Origin of the sequence: Kribbella sp. NPDC048915, assembly GCF_040649595.1 — a bacterium.
GTDB lineage: Bacteria > Actinomycetota > Actinomycetes > Propionibacteriales > Kribbellaceae > Kribbella.
On the sequence record NZ_JBEZFT010000072.1, the window covers coordinates 22,888 to 36,023 of the forward strand.

Annotated in this window: 14 protein-coding genes; 11 read left to right on the forward strand and 3 right to left on the reverse strand. The window is 68.3% G+C overall.

The genetic code is table 11. From position 1 onward, the window contains the following. Window positions 1-492 precede the first annotated feature (492 nt). Entirely contained in the window at window positions 493-1,014 is a 522-nt protein-coding gene (locus AB0B82_RS27775; RefSeq protein ID WP_360174677.1) for an ArsR family transcriptional regulator, read from the reverse strand. Window positions 1,015-1,071: 57 nt separating this feature from the next. Between AB0B82_RS27775 and AB0B82_RS27780 the strand changes: the two genes are divergently transcribed. The 6 genes from AB0B82_RS27780 to AB0B82_RS27805 all read left to right on the forward strand — a co-directional run bounded on the left by AB0B82_RS27780 (window position 1,072) and on the right by AB0B82_RS27805 (window position 5,361). Further along, a complete protein-coding gene (locus tag AB0B82_RS27780) occupies window positions 1,072-2,055 on the forward strand; it encodes a S41 family peptidase (RefSeq protein ID WP_360174680.1) in 984 nt (327 codons plus the stop codon). A gap of 9 nt (window positions 2,056-2,064) precedes the next feature. Then, window positions 2,065-2,793 (forward strand): peptidoglycan editing factor PgeF, encoded by a 729-nt coding sequence (pgeF, locus tag AB0B82_RS27785; RefSeq protein WP_360174683.1) that lies wholly within the window; start codon window positions 2,065-2,067, stop codon window positions 2,791-2,793. Continuing rightward, window positions 2,790-3,503, forward strand: coding sequence for a YggS family pyridoxal phosphate-dependent enzyme (locus tag AB0B82_RS27790; RefSeq protein WP_360174686.1), 714 nt, complete (start codon window positions 2,790-2,792; stop codon window positions 3,501-3,503). Before pgeF ends, AB0B82_RS27790 begins: the two co-directional genes overlap by 4 nt. A 76-nt stretch (window positions 3,504-3,579) precedes the next feature. Next, window positions 3,580-4,131 (forward strand): cell division protein SepF, encoded by a 552-nt coding sequence (sepF, locus tag AB0B82_RS27795; RefSeq protein ID WP_360174689.1) that lies wholly within the window; start codon window positions 3,580-3,582, stop codon window positions 4,129-4,131. A 38-nt stretch (window positions 4,132-4,169) separates the two neighbouring features. Continuing rightward, window positions 4,170-4,475, forward strand: a complete 306-nt coding sequence (locus tag AB0B82_RS27800; RefSeq protein WP_360174692.1) for a YggT family protein — start codon at window positions 4,170-4,172, stop codon at window positions 4,473-4,475. A 136-nt stretch (window positions 4,476-4,611) separates the two neighbouring features. Beyond that, complete coding sequence (locus tag AB0B82_RS27805) at window positions 4,612-5,361, forward strand: DivIVA domain-containing protein (protein WP_360174696.1); 750 nt, start codon at window positions 4,612-4,614, stop codon at window positions 5,359-5,361. Window positions 5,362-5,492: 131 nt separating this feature from the next. Here the strand turns inward: AB0B82_RS27805 and AB0B82_RS27810 are convergent, their stop codons facing one another. After that, window positions 5,493-5,960 (reverse strand): pyridoxamine 5'-phosphate oxidase family protein, encoded by a 468-nt coding sequence (locus tag AB0B82_RS27810; protein WP_360174699.1) that lies wholly within the window; start codon window positions 5,958-5,960, stop codon window positions 5,493-5,495. Window positions 5,961-6,006: 46 nt separating this feature from the next. Between AB0B82_RS27810 and AB0B82_RS27815 the strand changes: the two genes are divergently transcribed. Beyond that, entirely contained in the window at window positions 6,007-6,483 is a 477-nt protein-coding gene (locus tag AB0B82_RS27815; protein ID WP_360174702.1) for a MarR family winged helix-turn-helix transcriptional regulator, read from the forward strand. 221 nt (window positions 6,484-6,704) lie between these two features. Here AB0B82_RS27815 and ileS read toward each other — a convergent pair whose 3' ends face one another. Further along, the gene (ileS, locus tag AB0B82_RS27820; RefSeq protein ID WP_360174704.1) at window positions 6,705-9,893 is read right to left on the reverse strand and encodes an isoleucine--tRNA ligase; all 3,189 of its coding nucleotides are present in this window, start codon (window positions 9,891-9,893) and stop codon (window positions 6,705-6,707) included. Window positions 9,894-10,213: 320 nt separating this feature from the next. Here ileS and AB0B82_RS27825 point away from each other — a divergent pair, with 320 nt between their 5' ends. The 4 genes from AB0B82_RS27825 (at window position 10,214) to AB0B82_RS27840 (ending at window position 12,910) form a co-directional block, all read left to right on the forward strand. After that, complete coding sequence (locus AB0B82_RS27825) at window positions 10,214-10,489, forward strand: DUF167 domain-containing protein (protein WP_360174707.1); 276 nt, start codon at window positions 10,214-10,216, stop codon at window positions 10,487-10,489. A gap of 185 nt (window positions 10,490-10,674) precedes the next feature. Continuing rightward, the gene (locus AB0B82_RS27830; RefSeq protein ID WP_360174710.1) at window positions 10,675-11,376 is read left to right on the forward strand and encodes a TraR/DksA C4-type zinc finger protein; all 702 of its coding nucleotides are present in this window, start codon (window positions 10,675-10,677) and stop codon (window positions 11,374-11,376) included. Next, window positions 11,349-11,987: a signal peptidase II gene (gene lspA / locus AB0B82_RS27835; RefSeq protein WP_360174713.1), complete on the forward strand. Its 639-nt coding sequence runs from the start codon at window positions 11,349-11,351 to the stop codon at window positions 11,985-11,987. The genes AB0B82_RS27830 and lspA overlap by 28 nt, the downstream gene beginning before the upstream one ends. Before the next feature lie 14 nt (window positions 11,988-12,001). Then, window positions 12,002-12,910, forward strand: a complete 909-nt coding sequence (locus AB0B82_RS27840) for an RluA family pseudouridine synthase (RefSeq protein WP_360174719.1) — start codon at window positions 12,002-12,004, stop codon at window positions 12,908-12,910. The last annotated feature ends 226 nt before the right edge of the window (window positions 12,911-13,136 follow it).

The window sequence follows — 13,136 nt, forward strand, 5'->3', positions numbered from 1 at the left end:
GAGTTCCTGAATCGTCTGACCCGCATCCACGAGAACCCACTTTGTGCACCAGATCCGCACGCGGCGGGCGGTTTTGTACGGATCTCATGCACAAAGTGCCCTCTGCGGTCACGAGCAGCCCGCCCCGCGCCTTACGTTTGCCCGCCGCCTCGCGCCGTACGTTCGCGCCGTACGTTGGCGTCCGTGTGAAGTCCACTTTGTGCACCAGATCCGTACGCGGCGGGCGGTTTTGTACGGATCTCATGCACAAAGTGCCCTCTGCGGTCACGAGCAGCCCGCCCCGCGCCTTACGTTTGCCCGCCGCCTCGCGCCGTACGTTCGCGCCGTGCGTCCGCGTCCGCGTGAAGTCCACTTTGTGCACCAGATCCGTACGCGGTGGGCGATTTCGTACGGATCTCATGCACAAAGTGGCCTGTTCGGTCAGGAGCAGCGTGCCGGCCCCCGCGTTTCGCGTCCGCGCCGTGCGTTCGCGCAGTGCGTTCGCGGGCCGGGCTATGGCTGCCGGGCGGGAGGTGGTTGGTGGGGGCGGTAGACGGAGACGACTACGCCGTAGCGGGATTCGCCGGGGCCGGCGTCTTGGAGGTCGCCGACCAGGCGGTCGAGGGTGGCGCCCAGCTCGGCTGCTTGTTCGCGGGTCAGGCGGAGGTTGCGGACGGTGTAGGTGAGGTCGGGGTCGGCGGTTTCGAGGTCAGCGGCCACGGCTTGCAGGCTGACCGCGTGGTTGGCCCGCGCGCCCTCGCCGACGAAGTCGAAGCGGCGGACCGAGCGCCGGTAGTACTGCTCGGTCCCGCCGCGTACCTGTCGCGTCTCGGCGACGTGCACCATCCCGGCGTCCCGCAGTACACCCAGGTGGTGCGCGACTGTGCCCTTGGCGACCCGCAGCGCGACGGCCAGCTGGCTGATCGTCGCCGCTTCCTGGCCGAGCGCGAACAGCAACCGGTGCCGCAACGGGTGCCCGAGCGCCTTGAACTGTGCCGCCGTCGACACCTCGAGGTGGTCCGCAATCTCACTCACACCGAAAGCGTCGAACTTTCTTGACGCTTTGTCAATCCGCGTGCTTCACTCCTCGCCATGCGAACCGATGAGATCCGCACCGTCCTGGACCGGCTGAGTGCCCTGGTGGGCACGCACTACGTCTTCCCCGACGTCGGCCGTGAGGTTGCCGACCGCCTTGACGCGGCCACAGCAGAGGGCCGGTACGACGACCTGCACACCCCGGCCGAACTCGCGGACCGGGTCACCGCGGACCTTCGACAGGGCAACGACGACCAGCACCTGCGGCTGATCTTCCGGCCTGAGGGTGTCCAGGACGAGAAGGATCCGGCCGAGGAGGAGGCGTACTGGAGTCGGCGCGCCGCCCTCGACGCGGGCGGTACGGCGAAGGTCGAACGGCTCGACGGCAACATCGGGCTGCTCGAGATCCGGCCGCTGCTGTACCCACCACACCTCGCCGGCGGGGCGATCGTGGCGGCGATGACGTTGCTGGCGTCCACCGACGCGCTGATCATCGACCTGCGTGACTGTGTCGGCGGATCGCCCGACCAGGTCGCGTTCGTCTGCAGCTACCTGTTGGCGGCCGACGAGCCGGTCCACCTGCAGGACTTGGTCAAGCCGGCTGACGGAACCACGCGACAGTTCTGGACCGCGCCGTACGTGCCCGGTCCGCGGTACGACGCGGCCAAGCCGATCTGGGTGCTGACCAGTGAGCGAACCTTCTCCGGCGGCGAGGAGCTGGCGTACAACGTGCAGCAGTTCGGCCGGGGGACTGTCGTCGGCGAGCGGACCCGCGGCGGCGCGCACCCACGCGCCGGGTTCAAGCTGCACGACCAGCTCGAGGCGAGCGTGCCGGTGGCGCGTTCGGTGAACGCGGTGTCCGGGACCAACTGGGAAGGTGTCGGCATCGTGCCCGACTTCGACGTCCCCGCGGATCAGGCCCTGACGACCGCCTACCGGAAGGCGGCGGAGTACGTCGTCGGACTGCCGCCGGAGCCCGGCCGCGGCGGTGTGACCGACGAGGCGCGGTCGGTGCTCAGCAACGCGGCTGTGGCTGGGTAGCCTTTGGTCGTGTTCGGCTATGACGAGGAACTCCCTGCCGCCCGAGTTGCCTTCACCGATCGGTACGGCGGGGTCAGCAAGCCGCCGTACGGCGAGCTGAATCTGGGCAGCGCATCGGGGCCGGACGCGGACGCGGTGATCGCGAACTTCCGGTTGATCGCGGACGAATTCGGCGTACCCGCCCAGAACGTCGTCCGGGTCAGCCAGATACACGGCCGCGACGTCCAGGTGGTCGGTCCGGACGACGACCTGCCGATCGAACCGATGCCGCGAGCCGACGGCATCGTCACCACGCGCGCCGACGTCGTCCTCGCGGTCCGCGCCGCCGACTGCCTGCCGGTGCTGCTCTCCGGCGACGGCGTGATCGGCGCCGCGCATTCCGGCCGGAAGGGCATGTACGTCGGTGTCGTCCCGGCGACCGTCGACGCGATGCGCGGACTCGGTGCGTCGCGGATCACCGCCGTCCTGGGCCCGTACGCGTGCGGACGCTGCTACGAGGTGCCGGCCGAGATGCGCGCCGAGGTCGCGGCACGGGTGCCCGCGTCGTACTCCGAGACGAGCTGGGGTACGCCGGCGATCGACGTGGCGGCCGGCGTCCGCGCGCAGCTCGCCGAGCTCGACGTCGACATCATCGACGCGACGGCATGCACGATCGAATCGCCGGACCTGTACTCGTACCGTCGCGAAGGTTCCGAGAGCGGCCGCCTGGCCGGCCTGATTCGAAGGGTGGCCGCGTGAGCACCCGCCTCGACGAGCTGCGGTCGAACCTGGAGCAGGTCCAGGAGCGGATCGAGAAGGCTTGTGAGGCGGCCGGGAGAGCGCGGGACGAGGTCACCCTCGTGGCGATCACCAAAACCTTCCCCAGCAGCGATGTACGGGCGCTCGCGGACCTCGGTGTGGCCGACGTCGGCGAGAACCGCGAGCAGGAGCTCCGGGCGAAGGCGCCGGACTCGGTGGACCTCACCTGGCACTTCGTCGGCCAGTTGCAGTCCAAGAAGGCGCGATCCGTCGTACGGCACGCGGCGGTGGTGCACTCCGTCGACCGGGATTCGCTCGTCGACGCGCTGTCGAAGGCCGCGGTGGCGGAGCAGAAGACGGTGCGTTGCCTGATCCAGGTGAGCCTCGCGGCGTACGGACCCGCGGACGCCGCGACCGGCGCGCGCCGAGGTGGCGCCGACCCGGCCGACGTACCGGAACTGGCCGCGCGGATCGCCGCCGCGGACGGTCTCGTACTCGGCGGTGTGATGGCGGTGGCGCCGCTCGGCTCGAACCCTGACGAAGCCTTCGCCGGACTGCGGGAAGTAGCGTCCCGGCTACGCTCCGAACATCCGGACGCGGACTGGATCTCGGCGGGGATGACCGAGGATCTGGAGTCCGCGATCAAGCACGGTGCGACACACGTTCGGCTCGGGCGCGCATTACTCGGTACGCGCACTCCGCTGGGTTAGTGTCGACATCGAGCAGGTTTCGCTTCCTGCTCATCGTTGTTCTCGTCGTCGAACCGGATCGAGGTGCTGGAGGGCCATGAGCGGCGCACTGCGCAAGATGGGTGTGTACCTCGGCTTGGTCGAGGACGGGGAGCGCTACAACGCGCGGTACGACGACGAGTACGAAGAGTACGACGACGAGTACGACGAAGGCGTCGACGGGGACTCCCAGGAGACCGAGCCGGTACCCGCCGGCCGGGAGAGCCGCGAAGCACGTGAACACCGCGACGAGCGGCCGGAGCACAGCGGCGCCACGGTCAGCAAGTTCCCAGACCGGCGCGGAGCCGCGCCGTCCCCGGAGGTTACCGAGTTGGCCCGCATCACCACCGTGCACCCGCGCAGCTACAACGAGGCGCGCGTCATCGGTGAGCACTTCCGCGACGGCACGCCCGTCATCATGAACCTGACCGAGATGGACCACGCCGACGCCAAGCGGCTGGTGGACTTCGCGGCCGGCCTGATCTTCTGCTGCCGGGGCTCGATCGAGCGGATCACCACCAAGGTGTTCCTGGTCTGCCCGCCGAACGTGACGGTGGCCGCGGAGGAGAAGGAGAAGATCGCGGCGGACGGGTTCTACAACCAGAGTTGAGGCCGGCGCTTCCGCCGTCTTCTACACTCGTTGTCGACATGGATGCTCTAGCGCTCGTCCTCATCGTTGTTTACTGGGTCCTGCTCGCCTTCTTCCTGGTGCTGGTGGCGCGGTTCGTACTCAGTCTGATCGTCATGTTCGCGCCGCAGTGGCACCCCAAGGGCCCACTGCTGCTGCTCTTCGAGCTGGTCTACTCGATCACCGATCCGTTCCTGAAGCCGTTGCGGCGGATCCTGCCCCCGATCGGGGCGGGCGGAATCCGGATCGATCTGTCGATGCTGATGCTGTTCGTCATGGTGTCGGTGGCGATGGCGATCAACTCGACGGCCCTTCGATCGTTGTAAGGGTGAGGACCGCGAAGACTGGGTAGATTCGAGCCCGGATTCCGTCATAAGACAACGAAGCGATAACGTGATCTACTGAGTCGCCAAGGCGAGGGCCACGGGGACTCCGCCAAGACACAGACAAACGAGGTGAAAGATGCCGCTGACGCCGGATGACGTCCGCTCGAAGCAGTTCACGCCCGTCCGACTACGGGAGGGCTACGACGTCACTGAGGTCGACTCCTTCCTCGACGAGGTGGAGGCCGAGCTCGAGCGACTTCTCGCCGAGAACGAGGAGCTGCGGGCCAAGCTCGCCGCGGCGCAGCGCGCCGGAGCAGACCAGCAGCGGCCGGTCGACCAGACCGCCGCGCTGCCGCCCGTCGTGCAGCAGCCGAAGCCCCCGGTCGTGGTCGAGAAGCCCGAGGAGAAGCCGCCGGTGGTGGCCGCTCCCGGAGCGGCCGCGGCGGCCGGCACGGTCGGCGACGCCTCCAGCTCCGCGGTGCGGCTGCTGGAGATGGCCACGAAGCACTCCGACGACCTGGTCCAGGAGGCGAAGGACACCGCCGACAAGATCATCGGTGAGGCCCGCGCCAAGGCCGAGCGCCTGGAGAACGAGGCCCGCGGCAAGGCCGACCGGATGACCGGTGAGGCCCGCGCCCGCGCCGAGAAGCTCGACGGCGAGATCGCCGAGCGTCGCGCGCAGATGCTCGGCAGCCTGGAGAAGCAGAAGGGTCAGCTCGAGCGCACGATCGACGACCTGCACGCGTACGAGCGTGAGTACCGCAGCCGCCTGAAGACGTACTTCACCGAGCAGTTGAAGGCGCTCGGCAACGGCGACGACACGCTGAGCCCGCGCAACGGCTTCCGCCCGGAGGCGCGTGCGCAGGCACACGGTCACGGCGTCTAAAAACCTCGTGGTGGAAGAGGCGGTGCTTTCCGGCGGCACCGCCTCTTCGCCATGTCTGGCCGCTTCTGACTGACGGTTCCGTCCTGGTGACAGACTGTCAGGTCAGGAGTTATGACCCGGGTCAACGGGAGCTATGGCCAGACCGCAGGTGCTTTGCGGCCGCTGAGCGTCTCGACGTCGGTCAGCCGCAGCCGGTACGGCGTGAGCCGCAGCAGCGAGGGTGATTCCCCCGACGGTCCGTCGGGGAACACACTCCAGAAGTCGTAACCGAGCGGCGGGGGAGCGTCCCGATACAGCTCCCACACCCGCTCCCGGGTCGCCACGTCCGCGACCCACTCCGCACCGCAGTCCGCCACCGCCACTTCCTGGCCCGGCTCCCAGTAGCTGCAACTCAGGTACGGACTGAACTCCAGATGCCGCACCTTCACCGGCGTCGCCCTGGTGACGATCCACCCCACGAGCCCACCGCCCGACCGGTCGGCCACTTCCCAGATGGGGTGCAGGATTCGGGTTCGTGGGCGTAGATCGGGGCCGACCGTGGCGACTGTGCACCAGACGATCTTGTGCGCGCGTTCGAGGAACTCCTTTTGCACAACCATGGTTGTAGATTAACCGATCCACAACCGCGGTTGTATATTTGGCGCTGTGGAATACGACCCCTCCGACGCCGACCTGTCACTCGCCTCGTTGTTCGCCGGCTGGGCGCTGGCCGACGAACTGCAACGGCGCCTCGCGGACGACGGATTCGATGACGCCCGTTTCGCGGACGGCGTTGTGTTTCAGCATCTGGTCGGCGGCCCGGTGACGATCAGCACACTCGCGGAGAAACTCGGTGTCACCCAGCAGGCCGCGTCGAAGTCCGTCGCCGACCTCGAGCACCGCGGTTATGTCGTACGCCGACCCGACCCCGTCGATGCCCGCGCTCGCCAGGTAGCCCTCACCGAACGCGGCGAAGCAGTTATCAGCACCGCCCGGAAACACCGCGCGTCCCTCGACGCAGACCTCCGCCAAGCCCTGGGCGCCGACGAAGTAGAACAAGCCCGCCGCCTCCTGCTGGCGGTGGTCGACCACCTGGGCGCAACCCCGTCCCTCCGAGCCCGCGCCGTACATCCACCGCGCTGATCCATCCGGATCGCCGCCGAGCCCGCGCCGTACGTCCACCGCGCTGATCCACCCACGCACATCCACGCCCGCGCTCGGCCGACCTGCACAGGGTGGGTTGCCCCTCAAGTGGAGGGTTGCCCATCGAAAATTCGTGTAGGCAACCCTGCACTTGGATGGGCAACCCTCCAGTTGGCTGGGCAAGCGGCGCCGAGTGTGGTGGCCGGCTGGCGACCGGTAGGTCAGGCCTTGGTGAGCCAGTAGGTGAGCTGGAGGTCGTCCTCGGTGCCGGACACGAGTTCACCCGCGCCCGACTCTCCCGCCACCGACTCACCGGCGTTCGAGGGGGCCGACTGGACCAGTTCGACGGCCAGCACCTCGCGGGCGATCTCGTCGGCGTGCTTGCCGAGGGCATCGGTCAGTTCGGTGTCGGTCGAGGTGACCCAGACCCGGATCCGGTCCGAGACCTCGAGGCCGGCGTTCTTGCGCGCCTCCTGCAGCGTCCGGACGACCTCACGCGCCAGACCGGCCTGCCTGAGCTCCGGCGTGACCTCGAGGTCGAGCGCGACTGTCTCGCCCTGCTCGTTGACCACCGACCAGCCTTCCTTCGGCCGCTCGGAGATCAGCACCTCGTCGGCGCTGACCTGAACGTCCTCGCCGTCGACGACAACCGTCGCCGTACCGGACTCCTTCAACGCCGCCGCCAACGCACCCGCGTCGGCAGCAGCGATCGCCGCCGCAACAACCGGTGTCTGCTTCGCGAACCGCTTGCCGAGCTCGCGGAAGTTGCCCTTCGCGGAGAACTCCACCAGGTCCGAACCGGCCGACGACAGCGGTGCGACCGTGCCCACGTTGAGCTCGTCGGCGATCTCCTGCAGCAGCTCCGGCGACAGATCCGCGATCGCGGCCGAGCCGACCAGGGCGCGGGCGAGCGGCTGCCGCGTCTTGACCTTCGCCTCGGCGCGCGCCGAGCGGCCGAGCTCGACGACCCGGCGAGCCATCGACACGTGCTGCGCCAGTACGTCGTCGATCAGCGTCTCGTCGTACGTCGGGAAGCTGGTCAGGTGGACGGACTCGGGCAGACCGGGCGTGACCGGGCGGAACACGTCCTGCCAGACCCGCTCGGTGACGAACGGCGTCAGCGGCGCCATCACCCGGGTGAGGACGTCGAGCGTCTCGTGCAGGGTCGCCAGCGCACCCGCGTCACCGGACCAGAACCGGCGGCGCGACCGGCGGACGTACCAGTTCGAGAGCACGTCGACGAACGAGTTGATCAGCAGGCCGAGCCGCTGCGTGTCGAACGCGGCGTACGCCTCGTCGGTGTCGCGGACCAGCCGGTGCGTCTCGCTGACCAGCCAGCGGTCCAGCACGGAGCGGTCCGCGACGGCGGGGGCGTCGGCCGGGGACCAGTCCGCGAGCCGGGCGTACAGCGCGTGGAACGCGACCGTGTTCCAGTAGGTGAGCAGCACCTTCCGGACGATCTCGTTCAGCACGTTCGGGCCGATACCGCGCGCCTTCCACGGCGACCCGGAGGCGGCCATGAACCAGCGCACCGCGTCCGCGCTGTGGTCGTCCATCAGCGGGATCGGTTCGAGGATGTTGCCGAGGTGCTTCGACATCTTCCGGCCGTCCTCGGCGAGGATGTGCCCGAGGCAGACCACGTTCTTGTACGACGACTCGTCGAAGACCAGTGTGCCGACCGCCATCAGCGTGTAGAACCAGCCGCGGGTCTGGTCGATCGCCTCGCAGATGTAGTCCGCCGGGTAGGTCTGCTCGAACTTCTCCTTCGAGCCCTCGACCCACGGGTAACCCCACTGCGCGAACGGCATCGAGCCCGAGTCGTACCAGGCGTCGATGACCTCCGGAACCCGGTGCGCTTCCGCGCCGCAGGTCGGGCAGTCGAAGGTGATGTCGTCGACGTAGGGCCGGTGCGGGTCGGTCGCGCTCAGGTCGCGGCCGGCCAACTCGCCCAGCTCGGCCAGCGAACCGACGCACACCTGGTGGTCCTCGGCGCAGCGCCAGATCGGCAGCGGCGTACCCCAGTAGCGCGAGCGCGAGACGGCCCAGTCGATGTTGTTGCGCAGCCAGTCGCCGTACCGGCCCCACTTCACCGAGTCCGGGAACCAGTTGGTCTTCTCGTTCTCGCGGAGCAGGTTGTCCTTGATCTGTGTGGTGCGGATGTACCAGGACGGCAGCGCGTAGTACATCACCGGGGTGTGGCAGCGCCAGCAGTGCGGGTACGGGTGCTCGTACGGCACATGCTTGAACAGCAGGCCGCGGTCTTTGAGGTCCTTCACCAGGTCCTCGTCGGCCTTCTTGAAGAACTGCCCGCCGACCAGCGGTACGTCGGTGTTGAAGTGACCGGTGGTGTCGACCGGGTTGACCACCGGCAGGTTGTACGCGCGCCCGACCGCGAGGTCGTCGGCACCGAACGCGGGGGACTGGTGCACCAGACCGGTGCCGTCCTCGGTGGTGACGTACTCGGCGAGGACGACGTAGTGCGCCTCCTCCTCGAACGGCACCAGCTCGAACGGACGCTGGTACGTCCACCGCTCCATGTCGCGGCCGCCGTACTCGCCGGTGACCGTCCAGCCCTCACCGAGCCGGTCCAGCAGCGGCTTGGCGACCACCAGCGACTCGTTGCCGTCGGTCGCGACGACGTACTCGACGTCCGGGTGGACGGCGACGGCCGTGTTCGACACCAGCGTCCACGGCGTGGTCGTCCAGACCAGCAGCGACGCCTGGCCGGCCAGCGGGCCGGACGTAAGCGGGAAGCGGACGTAGACCGACGGGTCGACGACGGTCTCGTACCCCTGCGCGAGCTCGTGGTCGGACAGGCCGGTGCCGCAGCGCGGGCAGTACGGCGTGATCCGGTAGTCCTCGACCAGCAGGCCCTTGTCGTGGATCTGCTTCAGCGACCACCACACCGACTGGACGTACTCGGGGTCCATCGTCTTGTACGGGTGCTCGAGGTCGACCCAGTAGCCCATCCGGACCGTCAGGTCGTTGAACGCGTCGACGTGCCGCAGCACCGACTCGCGGCACTTCGCGTTGAACTCCGCGATGCCGTACGCCTCGATGTCGGGCTTGCCGTTGAAGCCGAGCTCCTTCTCGACCGCGACCTCGACCGGCAGGCCGTGGCAGTCCCAGCCGGCCTTGCGCTCGACCCAGAACCCCTTCATGGTCCGGTAGCGCGGGAACACGTCCTTGAAGACGCGGGCCTCGATGTGGTGCGTGCCGGGCATCCCGTTCGCGGTCGGCGGGCCCTCGTAGAACGTCCACGGCTGACCGCCGGCGGACTGCTCGAGGCTCTTCGCGAAGGTGTCCTGCTCCTCCCAAAGGGTGAGCACCTCACGCTCGAGCGCGGGGAAGTCGACCTGCGCGGGGACCTGCCGCCAGGGGGTGTGGCCAGAAGATTCTGCTGCCGCCATCGTCTGCGTCCTTCGTCACGTCCTGCTTGCCCGGACGAGGGACGAAGCAGCCGGATCACCGGCTACCGCGCGGTACCACCCTCCTTGGTGACCCGAAGTCGGCGAACTTCGCCGGTCACCCACTTCCTTTCGCGTCACGCTGCCGGTTCTAATAGGTCCTTACGAACTGTTCTTCCGGCGGCTCCGGGGTGATGGCCCCATCAATGCCTTGCGGATCGCGGTCCTCAGTGTACGGCGTCGTACCCGGTGGCTACGAATCGTTAAGCGCCCGGCGCGGCCGGTGGGCAGAAATAAAACAGTGGTCAGGTCAGAATTCACCGATGAGAATTCTGCTGCGGGTTCGGCCAGGGGCATCCAGGACGGCGGTCGGCGGCCGCTACGACGGTCCGTCCGGTACTGCGCTGGTGGTCGCGGTGCCGGCCCGTGCGGTGGAAGGACAGGCGACGAAGGCTGTCCTGGCAGCGGTCGCGGCGGCGTTCGGGGTCCGGCGTTCGGCGGTGACCTTGGTGCGAGGCGCGACCAGCAGGGACAAATTGGTCGAGCTCGAGGGGGAGGAGTACGACATCCGGGCACGGCTCGAGCAATTGCTCGGTTGACCTGGAGCTGTGACGGACAGTGATGTCCGCAATGCGGTTGTGACGCGCAGAACATCGAGCGGACTTGAAGAACCGACTACCGTATGTCCACGGTCTGCGCGTCGGACTGGCCCGTGCAGGGTACGTGGCCTACTGTCTTGCGACCAGTCCGCTTCAGTCTCCGACGAAGGCAGGGGGTAGCCGTCATGGCTACATCGGCACGGAAGAAGTCCGCCCCCCAACGTTCTGCCGCGGCCAAGAAGAGTGCCTCGGCGTCCGGCGAGCCGAAGAAGAAGACGGCCCGCAAGGCACCGGCGAAGAAGTCCACGCCGGCCACGAAGACTTCCGCGCAGCAGGCGGCCTCGACCGCCGGCTCCGCGGCCAAGAAGGCTCCGGCCGAGGCTCCGGCCGGGAAGACCTCTGCCAGGAAAGCGACAACGAAGAGGGTGGCCATGAAGACGAACGAGAACAGGACCCCGGCGACGGCGCCGGCGAAGTCCGCAGCACACACGGCCGAGACCTTCAAGGTGAAGCCGGGGGAGGACCCGTGGACGGCGGCCGAGCTGGCCGAACTGCGGGCCGAGCTGGAGAGTGAGGTCGAGCACCTCAAGGAGGAGATCCGCGACGCCGAGCAGGAGATCGCGGGGCTGTTCCGCGACGGCAGCGACGGCGCCGGGAACGACCAGGCCGACGTCGGCTCGACGACGCTGGAGCGGTACCACGAGCTGACGCTGGCCAACAACGCCCGGGACATGCTGAACCAGATCGAGTTCGCGCTGTCCCGGATCGAGGACGGCACGTACGGCGTCTGCGAGAACTGCGGCAACGCGATCGGCAAGGGTCGGTTGCAGGCGTTCCCGCGTGCGACACTGTGCGTCTCATGCAAAGAACGCCAGGAACGCCGCTGAACGACCCCACCTCCCCCGACGAGGTGGAGGACAACGCCACCCCGGAACCGGCCGACCCCGAGTCGGCCGGTTCTCCGTCGTCCCAGCCCGACGACGAGGCCGCACACCACGCGCACAAGAGGTCGTGGAAATGGACCTTGGTGTTCGCGGTGGTGGGAATGGTCATTCTGGGGCTGGACCAGTGGACGAAGGCCCTGGCGCTGGAGCACCTGACGCCGGGTGAGCCGGTGAACGTGATCGGCACGTTCCTGAAGTTCAACCTGATCCGCAACTCGGGCGCCGCGTTCAGCCTCGGCGCCGGGTACACGCCGTACATCAGCGCGGTCCAGATCGCCGTCGCGCTCGGCGTGATCTATCTGTCCCGCCGCCTCGGTTCGGCCGGCTGGGCGGTCGCGTTCGGGCTGCTGTTCGGCGGCGCGGTCGGCAACATCCTCGACCGGATCTTCCGCGAACCGTCCCCATTCCACGGGCACGTGGTCGACTTCCTGCAGACGCCGCACTGGGCGATCTTCAACGTCGCGGACATGGCCGTGACCTCGGCCGCCGTACTGCTGGTTATCCAGACCCTGCGCGGCATCAAGCTCGACGGCACCCGGGAGCAGCGCAAGTGAGCTCGCGCACCGTGATGGTCCCCGACGGCCTCGCCGGCGAACGCCTCGACGCCGCGCTGTCTCGCCTGTTCGGCGTCTCCCGGACGAAGGCCGCCGAGCTGATCGAGTCCGGCCTCGTCCAGGTCGACGGTGCTCCGGCGCCGAAGTCGGCCCGCGTCGCGGCCGGCGTGCTGCTGGACGTCGAGCTCCCACCGCCCCCGTCCGAGGTGACCGTCGTACCGGAGACTGTGGAGAACCTGCGGATCGTGTACGACGACGACGAGATCGTGGTTGTGGACAAGCCCGTCAGTGTCGCGGCGCATCCGTCGCCCGGATGGACCGGCCCGACCGTGATCGGGCACCTGGCCGGCGCCGGGTTCGCGATCTCGACCAGCGGCGCGGCCGAACGCAAGGGCATCGTGCACCGCCTGGACGTCGGCACGTCCGGCCTGATGGTGGTCGCGAAGACCGAGTACGCGTACACCGTGCTCAAACGCGCCTTCAAAGAACGTACGGTCAAGAAGATCTACCACGCGCTCGTCCAGGGCCACCCGGACCCGTTCACCGGGACGGTCGACGCGCCGATCGACCGGCACCCGCACCACGACTACAAGTTCGGTGTCGTCGTCGGCGGCAAGCCGAGCATCACGCATTACGAGACCCTCGAGGCGTTCCGGTACGCGACGCTGCTCGAGATCACGCTCGAGACCGGCCGTACGCACCAGATCCGCGTCCACATGTCCGCGATCGGCCACCCGTGCTGCGGCGACCTGACGTACGGCGCCGACCCGGTCCTCGCCGAGCGCCTCGGCCTGACCCGCCAGTGGCTGCACGCGATGCGCCTCGGCTTCACCCACCCCGGCACCGGCGAGTACGTCGAATTCACCTCCGAGTACCCCGACGACCTCGACCAAGCCCTGGACCTCCTCGCCGACGCCCAGTAATCCGGTTTGGGGAGTTCCGCCCTCCTGAAATGACGGGTAGAACTCCCCGGTCCTGCTTGTCCACAGATTCGGGCGAGCAGGGTCGGGTGGGGGCGGGAGGCGTGCATGTTCTTGGGGTGTGAAAGGCAACAGTGAGTTCGGGGAGTTGCGGCGGCGGCAGTTGGGGGCGTTCAGCTGGGCGCAGGCGAATGCGTTCGGGGTGTCCGATCGGTCATTGGCAGCACGG

Coding starts and splice junctions, on each gene's coding strand:
- AB0B82_RS27840 (WP_360174719.1), top strand. CDS start 12,002: ATGGTCCCCGACGGCCTCGCCGGCGAACGCCTCGACGCCGCGCTGTCT.
- AB0B82_RS27810 (WP_360174699.1), bottom strand. CDS start 5,960: ATGGTTGTGCAAAAGGAGTTCCTCGAACGCGCGCACAAGATCGTCTGG.
- sepF (WP_360174689.1), top strand. CDS start 3,580: ATGAGCGGCGCACTGCGCAAGATGGGTGTGTACCTCGGCTTGGTCGAG.
- ileS (WP_360174704.1), bottom strand. CDS start 9,893: ATGGCGGCAGCAGAATCTTCTGGCCACACCCCCTGGCGGCAGGTCCCC.
- AB0B82_RS27780 (WP_360174680.1), top strand. CDS start 1,072: ATGCGAACCGATGAGATCCGCACCGTCCTGGACCGGCTGAGTGCCCTG.
- AB0B82_RS27825 (WP_360174707.1), top strand. CDS start 10,214: ATGAGAATTCTGCTGCGGGTTCGGCCAGGGGCATCCAGGACGGCGGTC.
- AB0B82_RS27800 (WP_360174692.1), top strand. CDS start 4,170: ATGGATGCTCTAGCGCTCGTCCTCATCGTTGTTTACTGGGTCCTGCTC.
- AB0B82_RS27830 (WP_360174710.1), top strand. CDS start 10,675: ATGGCTACATCGGCACGGAAGAAGTCCGCCCCCCAACGTTCTGCCGCG.
- lspA (WP_360174713.1), top strand. CDS start 11,349: ATGCAAAGAACGCCAGGAACGCCGCTGAACGACCCCACCTCCCCCGAC.
- AB0B82_RS27805 (WP_360174696.1), top strand. CDS start 4,612: ATGCCGCTGACGCCGGATGACGTCCGCTCGAAGCAGTTCACGCCCGTC.